Annotated in this window: 12 protein-coding genes; 6 read left to right on the forward strand and 6 right to left on the reverse strand. The window is 50.4% G+C overall.

Annotated elements, in window-relative coordinates; all coding sequences use genetic code 11:
- Positions 1-52: 52 nt before the first annotated feature.
- On the reverse strand, positions 53-307 hold the full coding sequence (locus tag ACO0LK_RS22670) for a hypothetical protein (RefSeq protein ID WP_422979151.1): 255 nt from the start codon (positions 305-307) through the stop codon (positions 53-55).
- Positions 308-649: 342 nt separating this feature from the next.
- Positions 650-1,783 carry a JmjC domain-containing protein gene (locus ACO0LK_RS22675; RefSeq protein ID WP_422979099.1) on the reverse strand — a complete coding sequence of 378 codons (1,134 nt, stop codon included), beginning with the start codon at positions 1,781-1,783 and terminating at the stop codon, positions 650-652.
- Positions 1,784-1,861: 78 nt separating this feature from the next.
- On the opposite strand from ACO0LK_RS22675, the gene ACO0LK_RS22680 reads away from it, so the two are divergent.
- Positions 1,862-2,428, forward strand: coding sequence for an FKBP-type peptidyl-prolyl cis-trans isomerase (locus ACO0LK_RS22680; RefSeq protein ID WP_422979101.1), 567 nt, complete (start codon positions 1,862-1,864; stop codon positions 2,426-2,428).
- A gap of 64 nt (positions 2,429-2,492) precedes the next feature.
- Here the strand turns inward: ACO0LK_RS22680 and mutS are convergent, their stop codons facing one another.
- From mutS to ACO0LK_RS22695, 3 genes are all read right to left on the reverse strand, one after another.
- A complete protein-coding gene (gene mutS / locus ACO0LK_RS22685; protein WP_422979103.1) occupies positions 2,493-5,126 on the reverse strand; it encodes a DNA mismatch repair protein MutS in 2,634 nt (877 codons plus the stop codon).
- A gap of 429 nt (positions 5,127-5,555) precedes the next feature.
- On the reverse strand, positions 5,556-6,941 hold the full coding sequence (locus ACO0LK_RS22690; RefSeq protein WP_422979105.1) for a DEAD/DEAH box helicase: 1,386 nt from the start codon (positions 6,939-6,941) through the stop codon (positions 5,556-5,558).
- Positions 6,942-7,034: 93 nt separating this feature from the next.
- Positions 7,035-7,826, reverse strand: coding sequence for an inositol monophosphatase family protein (locus ACO0LK_RS22695; RefSeq protein WP_422979153.1), 792 nt, complete (start codon positions 7,824-7,826; stop codon positions 7,035-7,037).
- 169 nt (positions 7,827-7,995) lie between these two features.
- Between ACO0LK_RS22695 and ACO0LK_RS22700 the strand changes: the two genes are divergently transcribed.
- The 3 genes from ACO0LK_RS22700 to ACO0LK_RS22710 all read left to right on the forward strand — a co-directional run bounded on the left by ACO0LK_RS22700 (position 7,996) and on the right by ACO0LK_RS22710 (position 11,827).
- Entirely contained in the window at positions 7,996-8,754 is a 759-nt protein-coding gene (locus ACO0LK_RS22700) for an RNA methyltransferase (protein WP_422979107.1), read from the forward strand.
- Between the two features lie 506 nt (positions 8,755-9,260).
- Positions 9,261-11,051, forward strand: coding sequence for a type IV pilus assembly protein FimV (locus ACO0LK_RS22705; protein ID WP_422979109.1), 1,791 nt, complete (start codon positions 9,261-9,263; stop codon positions 11,049-11,051).
- A 128-nt stretch (positions 11,052-11,179) separates the two neighbouring features.
- Positions 11,180-11,827 carry a glutathione S-transferase gene (locus ACO0LK_RS22710; RefSeq protein ID WP_422979111.1) on the forward strand — a complete coding sequence of 216 codons (648 nt, stop codon included), beginning with the start codon at positions 11,180-11,182 and terminating at the stop codon, positions 11,825-11,827.
- A 106-nt stretch (positions 11,828-11,933) separates the two neighbouring features.
- On the opposite strand, the gene ACO0LK_RS22715 is transcribed toward ACO0LK_RS22710, so the two are convergent.
- Positions 11,934-12,734: a PP2C family protein-serine/threonine phosphatase gene (locus ACO0LK_RS22715; protein WP_422979113.1), complete on the reverse strand. Its 801-nt coding sequence runs from the start codon at positions 12,732-12,734 to the stop codon at positions 11,934-11,936.
- Between the two features lie 84 nt (positions 12,735-12,818).
- On the opposite strand from ACO0LK_RS22715, the gene ACO0LK_RS22720 reads away from it, so the two are divergent.
- Positions 12,819-13,019 (forward strand): YdcH family protein, encoded by a 201-nt coding sequence (locus tag ACO0LK_RS22720; protein WP_422979115.1) that lies wholly within the window; start codon positions 12,819-12,821, stop codon positions 13,017-13,019.
- A 176-nt stretch (positions 13,020-13,195) separates the two neighbouring features.
- Entirely contained in the window at positions 13,196-15,055 is a 1,860-nt protein-coding gene (locus ACO0LK_RS22725; RefSeq protein WP_422979155.1) for an ATP-dependent DNA helicase, read from the forward strand.
- The last annotated feature ends 110 nt before the right edge of the window (positions 15,056-15,165 follow it).

Below are 15,165 nucleotides of genomic sequence, written 5' to 3' on the forward strand. Positions count from 1 at the left end.
ACAGACGAAAAAAAACCGACCCAAGGGCCGGCTTTTCTTAAGTAATTAAAAATTACTTGGATGCAGATGCGGAAGCTGCTGCTGGAGCAGATGCTGCTGCGGAAGCTGCTGGAGCTGCGCCAGAAGCTGCTGCTGCATCAGATGCTGCTGCTGGAGCAGGAGCTGCTGCTGGGGCTTCTGCTGGAGCAGATGCTGGAGCTGGAGCTGCTACGGAAGCTGCTGCAGAAGCTGGAGCTGCTTCTTCTTTTTTGCCGCAAGCAGCCAAAGCGATTGCCAACAGGGAAACGAGCAAGAGTGATTTTTTCATGTTTGTACTTTCAATAAATAGATCAAAAAAGAAGATCAAAACGTTGCGATGAATAATTACCGGTAATTATCGCTCTATAGGTTAATTCGCGAGCTTCTCGCCAAAACGACATTCGGCCCCTACGAAAGTTTCCTAACCCGGAATTATAATGATTTTTCCATTGTTGGAATAGGCATAGATGCATTTTTGCACTCAAATCTGTCATTATTTATAGGCAAGAGGCTCATTTTAGTCGTGGTTCTCCACTTTTTCATGAAAATTGCCCTTCACAAGACGAAAATTTCCTTTCAGATTTCAATTTGAATGCTGCGCTGCGGCATGTATTTTTGTTATTTTTAAAGATTAACGAATTTCCAGCCAGCCATCTTCGTACCATAAACAAAATGCTTCCAGCACGTCTTGGGAGATATTCGTGATATCGCTACCATCCAGTTCCCTTTGATTCGCCAGTTGTGTCAGTGAAGTTTTATCTTCCCTGCCAACGGCAAAGGATTCGCCGTTGATGAAGACATGTTTTCCTTTGTATAACATCTGGGATTTGCGCGACAGCTTCAAACCATTTTTGATGGCTGCTTGCTGGAAGCGCTTGGGTGTCAACGGTTTTTCTGGTCCGGTGAAGAAGACGCTGGGTTTGGGTTCGGTCAGGTGTTCACCCAGGAAGATCAGAATGTCATCATCGGTGAAACGGATCTTGGCAATTTCTGCCGAGATGTCGTCGAGCATCTCCGTACTGATTTCAGCTGGTTTGGTCGTAAATTTCAAGTCGGGGTCAGCGTAACGTCCTGGCAAGTCTATTGATTCGGACATGAAATGCAGGAAGGATTCACCCAGTTCCTGATAGGACGGCGCGCGGAAGCCGATGGAGTAGGTCATGCATTCGCCGATCGCCACGCCATCATGCGCATACTTGGGCGGCAAGTAGAGCATATCGCCCGGTTCCAGTACAAATTCCTGCTCTGCCTTGAAATTGCGCAAAATCTTTAACGGCATGCCTTCTACCAGGCTCAAGTCTTTTTGTGCACCGATACGCCATTTGCGCTGGCCATGTGCCTGCAAAAGGAAGACATCATAAGAATCGAAATGTGGACCAACGCCACCACCATCGGCCGCATAGCTGATCATCAGGTCATCCAGCCTGCTATCGGGAATGAAGCGGAATTGCCGCAGCAGGGCATCTGCCGCATCGTTGTGCAGGTTGACGCCCTGTATCAGCAGTGTCCAGTCCTTCTTTTCCTTGACGGGTATCTGCTCATGCGGGCCGGACTGCATTTCCCAGTGTTTGCCAAAAAAGCTGATCAGGCGCGATTCAACGTCGTCGCGACCAGCCATGTCGAATAAGTCGGCCTTGGACAACAAAGGCTGAAAGCCGGGAATGGCCTGGCGTATCAGTAAAGGCTTCTTGTGCCAATATTCACTGAAAAACTCTTCAACAGAGATGCCGCCAAGCAAGGGGAGGGGGGAGGTGATTTTTTTCATGCCCGCATTATAGGCCGAGGTAAAGGACTCGACTAGACGGGTATAATTCGCAAGCAGATAAATTTTTAAGGAATTGCTATGAAGATAGGCAAAAATTCAGTTGTTACCGCGCGCTATACCTTGAAAGACGCACAAGACAATCTGATTGAAGAGGGGCAGGAGCCTATGGTGTACCTGCATGGCGGGTACGATAACGTCTTTCCCAAGATAGAAGAAGCCCTGGAAGGCAAGGAAAAAGGCTTTAGCGCCACCATACAGCTCAATCCTGAAGATGCATTTGGTGACTATGATGCGGAACTGGTTAAAGTCGAACCACGTGAGCGCTTTCCTTCGCCACTTGAAGTTGGCATGCAGTTCGAAGGTATGCCGGAAGACTCCGAAGAATCTGCCGGTGCTGACGATGGCGATGCCCATATTTTTACAGTGACCGATATCGCTGATGATAAAGTAGTGCTTGATGGCAACCATCCTCTGGCCGGCATAGCCTTGCGTTTCAGCCTGACCGTGGATGATGTACGCGAAGCATCGGAAGAAGAAATCGCTCATGGCCATGTGCATGGTGCCCATGGACACCATCATGACGACGATGATGGCGATGATGAAGATGATGCAAATGCTGAATATCGCAGCCACAAGCTGCACTAGCCTGAAAAGAAAATGCCGCTGAAGATTGCGGCATTTTTTCTTTCGTCTGGCTGGGTATCAGTTTTTACCCAGTTTTACCCAGTAGCCCCTTCAGCTCATACAGCGCTGCCAGTGCTTCGCGCGGTGTCATGCTGTCTGGCTCCATGGAATCCAGCGTTTCCAGCAATTCGGTATTGGTGGGTGTCGCTTCCACGGGCTCAGGTTCTGCTGCGGCCACGGCAGAAGAGAATAAATCAAACTGCGAGGTCGATTGCAGTGACTGCGCTTCCAGGTCCGCCAGGTGTTTGCGTGCAGATTTGATGACAACTTGCGGTATGCCCGCTAGTTGCGCTACCTGCAAGCCATAGCTTTGTGAAGCCGGTCCAGCCTGTACCGCATGCAGGAAAACGATATTTTCCTTGTGCTCTACCGCTGACAGATGCACGTTTTCAGCGGAAGGGTGCACGTCGGGCAATTGCGTCAGTTCAAAATAATGCGTGGCAAACAGGGTATAGCTTTTGGATACCTGGATAAGGTGTTTGGCAATCGCCCAAGCCAGCGCCAATCCATCAAAAGTGGATGTGCCACGGCCTACCTCATCCATCAAGACCAGGGAGTGTTCGCTGGCACCATTCAATATTGCCGCAGATTCCGTCATTTCCACCATGAAGGTAGAACGTCCGCCGGCCAGGTCATCCGCCGCACCTATACGGGTAAAGATGCGATCTATTGGGCCTATGCTGGCTTCCGTGGCAGGTACATAGCTACCTACATAGGCCAGCAGGGTAATCAAGGCCACCTGACGCATGAAGGTGGATTTACCGCCCATGTTGGGGCCGGTGATCAGTAATAATTTGCGCTCGGCAGAAAAATCGCAATCATTGGCGATAAAACGTTCGATCTGGTTTTCCACTACAGGGTGACGGCCCTGGGCGATATGCAATACAGGTTCACTGAGCAATTGTGGCGCGCACCAGTTGTTCTTGGTCGCATGTTCGGCCAGGCTGACCAGGGTATCCAGCTGGGCAATCGCATTCGCAATTTTTTGCAAAGCAGGAACTTGTGGCAACAGGTCTTGCAGCAGGCGCTCATACAGCATTTTCTCGCGCACCAGCGCCCGTTCCTGGGCTGACAGGGCCTTGTCTTCAAAGGCTTTCAGTTCCGGCGTGATATAGCGCTCGGCATTTTTCAGGGTCTGGCGACGGCGGTAATTGTCAGGGACTTTGTCACTCTGGCCATTCGTCACTTCAATGTAAAAACCATGGACGCGATTGTATTCGACGCGCAGGTTGGCAATGCCGGTACGTTCACGTTCCGAGGCTTCGAGTTCGATCAGAAATTGCCCGGCATTTTCGGACAATGCCCGCAATTCATCCAGCTCGGCATCAAAGCCGGTCGCAATGACACCGCCATCACGTACCATGGTGGCCGGTTGCAGCATCAGGCCGCGTTCCAGCAAATCCAGGCATTCTGTTGGTGTGTCCAGGTCAGACAATACTTTGGTCAGCAGGCTGGTCTGGTTATCAGCGATGCACAGGCTGACATAGTTACGCAGCCCTGGCAGATGCTGCATACCGTCACGCAAGGCAGACAAATCACGAGGGCGGGCCGATTGCAAAGCGATGCGGGTGGTGATGCGCTCGATATCCGGAATCGATCTTAGGGTCGTTGCCAGGCCATCAGTAGAATCGGCCAGTATCAGCGCCTTGATGGCGTCATGACGGGCCCGCGCAACTGACTGGTCTCGGCGTGCATGATGCAGCCAGTGACGCAACAGGCGTGATCCCATCGCCGTACGGCAATGATCCAGCAGAGAAAACAGCGTTGGCGATTCTTGTCCGCGCAAGGTTTCAGTCAATTCAAGATTGCGTCTTGTGGCGGTATCCAGGCCAATGAATTCATGTTCTGTTTCGACATTGAGGCTATTCACATGCTTGAGACCGCGCCCTTGTGTGCTTTCCGCATAACGCAGCAGGGCACCGGCAGCGCCCAGGGCTGCATTCAGGTTCTCTACCCCAAAGCCTGTCAGCGACGCCGTGCCGAGCTGGTCCTGCAGGGCCTTCTGCCCTTGTTTGACATCAAAATGCCAGTCAGGCAGTTCAGAGAACTTGCCTGGTAACTGGCTATAGTGTTCGTCCAGCAAAAGCGTACCGGCAGACAGCAAGACTTCAGCCGGGCTGATGCGCTCCAGTTCCTGTTGCAGGCGTTGTGGCAGCGATTTTTCGTCGGTGGATACTTCCATCAGCTTCAAGGCGCCACTCGCCAGTGACAGCCATGCCAGGCCTATGCTGACGGTTTTTCTTTGCTGCAGCATGCACAGCGACAGCAAAGGACGGTCAGACTTTTCTGGCAGCAGATCGGTATCAGTCAGTGTGCCGGGGGTAATGACGCGCATCACCTTGCGTTCTACCGGCCCCTTGCTGGTGGCCGGGTCGCCTATCTGCTCACAAATAGCGGCAGATTCACCAATCTTGACCAGCTTGGCCAGATAGGGTTCCAGTGAGTGAAAGGGCACACCCGCCATCTTGATCGGTTCGCCGCCAGAACTGCCACGCTGGGTCAGGGTGATGCCCAGCAAACGCGACACTTTTTCCGCATCAGCAAAAAACAGTTCGTAAAAATCACCCATGCGGTAAAACACCAGCGTGTCCGGGTGATCTGCCTTGATGCGCAGATATTGCTGCATCATAGGAGTATGCTGAATTTCTTTTGTGCTCATAAAGCCTTGATTTATTAGTGTATTTTTTTATTGCCGTGGATGTGGCGATGGCTGATCCAGGCCTTGTGCCGTATCAATCGCTGACCTGTTTTTTTTCGTATTTTTTGTCAGATCAGTCATTAATTTTGGTGCGCACCTTATCATAGACGATTGCCGTGGTCTACGGTTGCTCTGCGGGATTGCACATATAAGTAGAACACGCGTATGGAATCGCCTTGGCTACTGTCCCGAAGAAATAAATGTAATCAGCATTTTGCTAAGTTGAAATTGCTACGAGCATTGTTAAAATGAAAAGCATTTTTGCCTTGTTGCCAAAGGAAATTCTGCAGTAAATGTGGTCGTAAGCAGATGCGACATCTGTCCTTAAAAAAACAAAGCCAGCTACGCGAGTAGGCTGGCTTTGTTATTGTGCAGGCGGATTGGCTTACATTAACCGTTACCGCGACTGCCAGATCTGCGTGGTGCAGATTGTTTGACTACCGGGCGAGGGCCGGCTGGGCGTGGCTTTGATGGTGCTGCGCCTGGTGTTGCGGGTTTGCCTGGCGCACGTGCTGCTTGCGCGCCGCCATTGCCTTGTGGGCGCTGTCCACGGCCTGATGGTTGTGCTCTGCCGCCGCCGCGGTGGTCCTGGCTGCGCAACTGTATGGGCTGGGCTTTGGCATGTGGATCCGGGATGAAGCCATCAATGATTTCTTGCGGAATCTGACGCTTGATGAGTTTCTCTATGTCCGCCAGCAATTTGAATTCATCCACGCACACCAGGGATACGGCTTCGCCGGTAGCGCCGGCGCGACCGGTGCGGCCTATGCGGTGAACATAATCTTCGGGTACATTTGGCAGGTCATAATTGACTACGTGTGGCAATTGGTCAATGTCGATGCCGCGTGCAGCGATGTCGGTCGCTACCAGTACGGTCAGGCTGGCGTCCTTGAACTCAGCCAAAGCCTTGGTACGTGCAGACTGGCTTTTGTTACCGTGTATGGCCATGGCAGCGATGCCATCTTTAATCAATTGTTCCACCAGTTTATTGGCACCGTGCTTGGTACGGGTAAATACCAGGACTTGTGACCATTGATGTGTCTTGATCAGGTGGGCCAGCAAAGGATGTTTCTTGTCGCGGTCAACCGGATGCACTTTTTGGGCAATCACTTCTACCGTGGAATTACGGCGTGCCACTTCTATCATGGCCGGATTGTCTAGCAAACGGTCGGCCAGTGCCTTGATCTCGTCCGAGAACGTGGCAGAGAACAGCAGATTCTGGCGTTTGGAAGGCAGGATCGCCAGCACTTTTTTGATGTCGTGGATAAAGCCCATGTCCAGCATGCGGTCGGCTTCGTCCAGTACCAGAATTTCAATATGGCGCAGGTCTATCGTGCCTTGCTGATGATGGTCCAGCAGGCGGCCTGGTGTGGCCACCAGAATATCGACACCCTGTTTCAGCAGCTTGATTTGCGGGTTGATGCCAACGCCGCCAAAAATCACGCCAGAATTCAGCGGTACATATTTGCCATAGGTGTTGACGCTTTCTTCTACCTGGGCAGCCAGTTCACGTGTCGGTGTCAGCACCAGTGCGCGTATAGGGCGTCTGCTGGTCTTGTCCTTGGGGGCGTTAGCCGAAGTGGAAAGGCGCTGTAATATGGGCAGGGTAAAACCTGCCGTTTTGCCGGTGCCGGTTTGCGCGCCGGCCAGCAGATCGCCGCCCTTGATGACAGCAGGAATAGCTTGTTGCTGAATCGGGGTTGGCGATGTGTAGCCTTGTTCGCTTACTGCGCGAACAATGTTCTCGGATAAGCCGAGTTCGTTGAATGATGCCATGTGGTTTGACTGTGTTTCTAAGTGACCGGACTGATAGCCATCAGTCCGGCATATGGGGCAGTGGGGCGCTCCAATTTTTCGGAGCGTGAGAAATTACTTGATAGCTGAAAACGGTTGCATTGCATTGACCATCTGCGCAAATACTTTGGGTGTACCGGCCAGTACATCACCTTTGTACAGGTAATCTGAATCACCAGTGAAATTACCGACGATACCGCCAGCTTCAGTGATCAGTAGGGCACCTGCTGCGATATCCCAGGGTGCCAGGCCTTTTTCAAAAAAACCATCCAGACGGCCGGTTGCAACATAAGCCAGGTCTAGCGCGGCAGAGCCGGGCCTTCTCAAACCCTGGCATTTGCTGGTCATGACCTTGAACATGGCCAGATATTCATCCAGGCCAGATAAATCACGCGAAGGAAAACCTGTGCCGATCAATGCGTCGGCCAGTTTGTCGCAGCGTGTAACGCGTATGCGTTTGTCGTTCAGGAAAGCGCCAGCGCCTTTGCTGGCAGTAAACATTTCATTGCGGGTTGGGTCATACACGACAGATTGCGTGATCACGCCGCGCTGTTGCAGGGCGATGGAAACGCAATATTGCGGGAAGCCGTGGATGAAGTTGGTAGTACCATCGAGTGGGTCGATGATCCAGACATTGTCATTTTCGTCGTGCAGATTAGCGGAAGCGCCTGATTCCTCAGCCAGCACGGCATGATCAGGGTAGGCAGTGGTCAGCACCTCAATGATGGCGGCTTCGGCAGCCTTGTCGACTTCAGTCACGAAATCATTGAAATGTTTTTCTGTGACGGTGACACGATCAAGGTCAAAAGATGCGCGATTGATAATCGTCGCGCCACGACGAGCGGCTTTAATAGCCGTATTCAGCATTGGGTGCATAAGGTTTCCGATAAAATGACAGCATGCGCATTACTGTCACCCGAAAAGTGAGGTAATTGCAAAGCTACACAAAAATGATAAAGAGCGTGCGTAATTGTCGTCAGTCAGGCAATGATCAGCACAACCGATGAAAAATTAACGCTTGATACCGCTATTTTAAATGAACTTGCCCAAAACTGACACATCTCTTTTTCAACGCCTGCGCTTCATTCTGGTTGAAACCAGTCATCCTGGCAATATAGGCGCGGCTGCACGGGCAGTTAAAAACATGGGGTTTTCTGAACTGGTGCTGGTCAATCCTCGCTTTGAAGATGCCTTGCAACACCCCGAAGCAGTGGCACTTGCCAGTGGTGCGCAAGACATCCTGGGCAAGGCGCGTATTGTAGGCACGATAGAAGAAGCCTTGCAGGGATGTGAATATGTGGCAGCCGTGAGCGCCAGGCTGCGCGAGTTTTCTCCTCCAGTCATTACTCCACGCCATTTCGCCGAAGATATGGTGCAGCGCCAGCCAGCGCAGATAGCTTTAATTTTTGGCAATGAACGCTATGGCCTGCCCAATGAAATCGTGATGAATTGCCATGTGCTGATCAATATTCCGGCTAATCCTCTGTATTCATCCCTGAACCTGGCCCAGGCAATACAACTGCTGGCCTATGAATGCCGAATGGCATTTGATACGGATGTGCCAGTAGCCAGCAATATCGGTTTTCAGGGACAGATGGCATCGGCAGAAGAAATCGACGGCATGTACCGTCATCTGGAACAGGCTTTGGTCGCAATTCAATTTCTGGATCCGGACAATCCCAAAAAACTGATGCCCAGATTGAAGCGCATGTTGGCACGTGCAGAACTGGAAGCGGAGGAGGTCAATATCTTGCGTGGCATTGCAAGAAAAATTCTTGATGTGAAGAAAAATTAAAACTTTTACTTGAACGTTGCTATAAATTAAATTATTTTAATAGTACACAAGCAAGAAAGTGTAGTAATTTACTGATTATGTATATCATTTTCTGTATTTCTAACGACGATGGCCGGGCATTGAATATGATTTTTTTGACTTGTTAATTTTGTGCCGTCACTTCATTTTGATCAGGAAAATATGGAGATAACTATCTGTTTTTTATGAGTTAAATATTAAGGCTTGTTGCTGGAAATGATAAATATGTTGAAATCTACACACATTTCGGCTTTAAACCCATGTTTTCATTTGGTTACGACTTTAAGGAAGCTTATAAAGCCAGTAAGATTGCAGATAACATACGTTCAGAAAAGGCAATTGATAATTGATTTACTGAATAAACTAATTCTGAGGTCTCTATTATTTCTGTTCCATTCCGCCGATCCACGTTAAACCTTTTATGTCTGGGCGCATTTGCTGCCGGGGCAACGGGTAACGCATATGCATTAGGCTTCAGCAACCTGACAGTGCAGTCTGGTTTAGGGCAGCAGTTACGGGCGCAGCTTGAAGTCACCGGCAGGGATGCTCCAGAGATAGATCAGTCTTGCTTCAAGGCCAAAGTTGAAGCGACTGATGGCACTTTCCTGGCACAGGCTGGCGTTACCCTGTTGGTCAAAGGCAATACGCGTTTCCTGACGCTTGTCACAAAAAAAGATTTGATGGAGCCCGCTGTCAAGATCATGGTGGACATGGGGTGTGAAATTCAGTTGCACCGTGAATTCACCATCTTGCTTGACCCGCCTTTGGCTGCATTGCAACCGGTGAGTGGTCAAAAAGCACCGGCTGCAATCATCCTGCCGCAAGCTGGCGCGACCAATACACCTGTCGGCGCAGTAGCAGCACCAAAACCAGTGAAGCCGAAAGTCAGGAAAGAAAAACCTCAACCAGAAGTATCTGAAGTCATGCCGACGGATACTGAGGTCGTCACTGCAAAAAAAAACCCGAAAAAATCTTCAACACCCAAGCCGACCCAAAACACCAGCTCGGCCAGGGATGAACTGAAACTGTCTGACGATGTTGCCATTATCGCTCCTGGCTTGCGCATCAGCGATAACCTGACAACCAATAACCCACAAACAAATATAGAGGAATTGCGTGCCGCGCAGGCCCAGTTCGCTGCCATGTTGCGGGACGAAGTGCCGGCCCAGGTTGCACCTGACAAGTTAAAATCCGAGCAGCAAAAAATTCTAAGCTTGCAGCAAGAAGCACAGCAATTGAAACGTCAAAGCCAACTAGATAAGGCGGCACTGGAGGAGGTCAGGGAAAGCAGTTTTTCCAAAGACTGGATCATTGCCCTTTCTGTCTTCGTGCTGGCAGGCTTGAGTATTATTGCTTTCCTGCTGCTGTATATCAGCCGCATGCATAAACGGTTTACATCCACCTGGTGGCAGCAAAAAGAACATGCGCATGAGCCGGAACCAAAGAAAAATATAGAAGAAATCGTGAACAGTATCCAGGCCTCCTACGGGCCGACCACGACGGGTTCCCTGTATCAGATTGATGATGAGAAAACTACGGATACCAGCCGTCCGGTGACTGCTGCGCCAGGCAAGAAAAATGCGCCTGAAAGCAGTCTGGGTGAACTGGAAACACCATCAATCTTCAGCAAGGCATATGTGCCTACGCTGGAAGACAGCAATAGCAGTACATTCAATTTCTTTTCTACGCGCGGCCAGTCTGTGAAAGTGGAAGAAATTTCGGATGTGACCCAGGAAGCTGAATTCTGGATTTCAGTCAATGATCCGCAGCGCGCCATAGAAATACTGGAGCCACAGGCAGAAATTGATTTGCCGGAATCGCCCGTGCCCTGGTTGTATTTGCTGGACTTGTACCGTGTAACCGGCAACAAGGACAAATACGATGCCATGCGAGACCGCTTTGTGGTGTTCTTTAATGCCAATATTCCGGAATACGAGATTGATCCTACTGCTTTGCCAGCGCGACAGTTGGAAGATTTTGAACACCTGATGAACCGTATTTGCCGTTTGTGGAGCAGCAATGACATTCTGCCTTTCCTTGAAAGCCTGTTGGTTGACGACAGGGATGGCAAACGCATGGGCTTTGAATTGCCTGTGTACAGAGATATCCTGCTGCTGATCTCCGTTGCCAATGAACTGGAAAGAATGGGCTCGGCCGGCGGCAAGCCGAAAGTATGGGCGCGCCCGTCAGCAGATGCCAGTGCTGCCAAGGGACCGGAGGCAGACTCCAATATCATCAATTTTGAAACGATTGATTTCCGTACAGACAAAGAAAACTGATCTGTTTTTGTGGGAAAATAATAGTGACCTCGCATTTCAGCTGGTCCACAATAATATGCCCTTAGCTGGTGGCAGGAGTGCCAAATACACCTGCGGCAGCGATGGCATCACATATAAAACGGAGACATATGATTACACTTTGCGGCTTCGCCCTCAGCAACTATTACAACAAGGTCAAACTGGCACTACTGGAAAAATCGGCACCTTTTGAAGAAAAGCTGGTGTGGACCGGGCGCTCACCAGAACTCTTGATGCATTCACCGCTTTGCAAGATTCCCTATATTGAAACACCAGAGGGGTCATTGTGCGAATCCCAGGTCATACTTGACTACATAGAAAATCTGTATCCCGAGCATCCGCTTTTACCCGCTGATCCATTCGCCGCCGCTAAATTGCGTGAGTTGATCACCTTCATTGAATTACATCTGGAACTGCCAGCACGTGAGTTGTATGCAGAAGCTTTTTTTGGCGGCAAAGTCTCGGATGAAGTCAAAGCCAAAGTGGAAAAACAACTGACGCGCAATATTCCGGCATTTGCCAGTCTGGCTAAATTTGATCCTTTTGTTGGTGGCAAAGAATTCACTATGGCGGATTGCGCTGCGGTAGTGCATTTCCCCCTGGTCTCGCTGGCGACCAAAATCATTTATGGCAGAGATTTTCTGGCGGATTTGCCAACACGTGATTACGTCAAGATGATGTCTGAACGGCCAAATGTGCAAAAAGTAAACGCAGACCGCAAGGCGAATCAGGAGTTGATGGCCAGCAAGGGCAAGTAATCCGGCGTATTCGGTGTAAATAGCGCAAACAAGACAAGAATGCCAGCAAGAGATAAATTCTTGCTGGCATTCTTATTTTTTGCTTGCCTTTAGCTTGCTGGCAGAATCAGATTGCCCGGCGCATTTTTTGTACGGTGTACGATTTGACTTCTGTCGGCGGCTCAACCAGTTTGATAATCGCAAACGTACAATTGTCGCCCCTGCTGTTGGCCCTGTCCCTGGCTTTCCTGATCAAAAACTCAGAAGCCTGACGCGGGCTGTTGGCTGCCACGGCGGCGGACAGCTCAGCATCATCGAAATAATGCCAAAGACCGTCAGAACACAGCAAGAAGCTGTCATGTGCCTTCAGCTCATTGTATTCGCCAAAGCTGACATAGGGAGCCGTCGTGCTGGAACCCAGTACATTAATCAGAATATTTGATAAACGGTGACTTTTGGCTTCATCGGCGGCAATTTTGCCCTCGTCAACCAGTTTTTCAACGTAGGAATGGTCTTTGGTTCTCTCGGTAAAATTGGGGCCGGTAAACCGATATAAACGAGAATCACCCACATGTGCCCAGATGGCCTCTTGTTTTGGTGTTATTACAAGTGCAACAAAAGTGCTGTGTGGTTCCTTTTCTGATGATACGCCCGACAATTTAATGACAGTGTGTGCTTCGTTGACTATGTTTTCTAACAGACTGCGTACATCATTTCCCGGGTAAAATTCATCAAAGAGTTGTTTTGCTGTACGTACTACTTGCTCAGCGGCAAGTGCTCCACCGCTTTTCCCCCCCATACCGTCTGCTACCACGGCCATGACATAGCCGGGTGCATGCGGAGCCGCAAAAAGTGCGGCGCGGTCTTGTTGTTCCTGCCGGTCACCGATATGTTGTCCGGTTCCAGCTTCGATCTTATATTGGCTCATACGTCTTGGTAGATTAAACTAACGGGATAAACCCGAAAATGGTCTTTCCTTAATTAAACTTTATTTTACTGCAACCAGAAGACTATGAACCACCCGGAACAAACACTACAACGCATTATCGAGCTGGAGGTTGAACATAGAGACCTGGATGTGGTAATCGAGACGCTGATCAAGGATCCGAGTCACGATGAACTGCAACTGCGTCGCCTCAAAAAGCGCAAATTACAATTGAAAGACCATATTACACTGCTTAGGATGCAACTGACACCAGATGTCCCTGCATGATTATCCGCTTTTCCTTGTCCTGATAGTTAGTTTCTGATTGCCTCATTTTGACTGAATCACTTGCCACACCGAATGCAAACGGCATTCACGATGCAGAAGTAGAACATATTTTTGGCTTGACCGGCCCATTAAGCGCATCGGTGAACGCTTATCGCCCGCGTCAGGCGCAGACAGAGATGGCAAAAGCCATCGCTGATGCCATAGCCGGGCAAAAAACCCTGATTGCCGAGGCTGGTACAGGCACAGGTAAAACCTATGCCTACCTGATTCCCGCTCTGCTATGGGGGGGCAAGGTGGTGGTGTCGACGGGAACCAAGAACTTGCAGGATCAGTTGTATTTGCGCGATATTCCCACCATACGCAAAGTGCTGAAGGCACCAGTGTCCGTGGCCTTGCTGAAGGGCAGGGCGAATTACCTCTGTCACTACCATCTGGAAAGAACCATACAGAATGGCCGCCTGAGCTCGCGTGAGGACGTAGGCTACCTGCGTGATATTAGCCGTTTCATAAAAACCACAATGACGGGTGACAAGGCTGAACTGGCCCGGGTGCCGGAAAGTGCATCGGTCTGGAGTCTGGTTACGTCGACCAAAGATACTTGCATGGGGTCTGAATGCCAGTATTACCAGGATTGTTTTGTCATGAAGGCCCGCAAGGAAGCGCAACAGGCTGACGTGGTGGTGGTCAATCATCATCTGTTCTTTGCCGACGTGGCATTGAAAGATACCGGCATTGCCGAATTATTGCCATCTGCCAACACCGTCATATTTGATGAAGCCCATCAGTTGCCAGAGACAGCAACTCTGTTTTTTGGTGAAACAGTGTCTACTTCACAGGTGCTGGAATTATGCCGTGATGTACTGGCAGAGGGTCTGTCACATGCCAGGGATGGTGCCGAGTGGGCGAAATTGGTGGCGCCGGTAGAGCGCGCAGCACGTGATTTAAGGCTGGCATTTCCGCAGGATGTGGTCAGGTACTCGATTGACCAGATTGCCCCGTCCAGCCCGTTTTTTGAAGCCCTGGAGACCCTGAAAACCTGCATGCAGGACATGATCGTGGTTTTGGAAAAACAGGCAGAAAGGGCAGAGACGCTGGAGCAATGCCGGGCCCGTTCGATTTTGCTGGCAGAGCAATATGAAAAGTGGAATGCCGCAGACGATGGCAAATCCGGTGATTATGTCCTGTGGGTTGAGGCTTTTTCCACTTCGCTGCAATTGCACCGTACACCCTTGTCGATTGCCCCCATTTTCAACAAACAGCGCGAAGGTGTGCCGCGTGCCTGGATTTTCACTTCCGCCACCATGGCAGTGAAGAATGATTTCACTCACTATGTATCGCAAATGGGCTTGTGGGATGAGCCGGCACGTACCTGGCCCAGTCCATTCAATTATCAGGAACAGGGTTATCTGTACGTCCCTAACGGCATGCCTCAGCCGAATTCTTTTGAATACATGGATGCGGTGATTGATGCGGCATTGCCCGTGATTGAAGCCGCCGGTGGCCGTACCTTCCTGCTGTGCACGACCTTGAAAGCAGTAAAGCACAGCGCGGAACGCCTGCGTGAAGAATTTCAGAAGCGTGGCCTGGATTTTCCCCTGTTTGTGCATGGCGATGCAGGCAGGACAGAATTACTCGACAGATTCCGCGCTGCCGGCAATGGTGTGCTGATCGGTAGCCAGAGTTTTTGGGAGGGCGTGGATGTCCGTGGTGAAGCACTGTCGCTGGTGATCATCGACAAGCTGCCGTTTTCACCGCCGGATGACCCCGTACTGTCTGCCCGCATTGCTGCGATGGAAAAAAAGGGCCTGAATGGTTTCGTACATCACCAGTTACCAGAAGCCATCATTAACCTCAAACAGGGTGCCGGTCGCCTGATCCGCGACGAGGGCGACAGAGGCGTACTGATGATCTGTGATCCGCGACTGATCTCCAAGCCCTATGGCAAGCGGGTCTGGCAAAGTTTGCCATCATTTGCACGTACCCGTGAGTTATCGGATGTACTGGCATTTTTCCAGAAAATAAAGACGCCGGCCTAAATTAGATAGCTTCAGTTCGTTTTAGATAGCTTCAGATAGCTGGCGCAATATGTAAAAAGGCAGCACCGTTTCCAGTGCTGCCTTTTTCATTGCCATCAGATTCTGATGGC

This window comes from Undibacterium sp. Ji49W (assembly GCF_049340205.1).
Classification (GTDB): Bacteria; Pseudomonadota; Gammaproteobacteria; order Burkholderiales; family Burkholderiaceae_D; genus Undibacterium.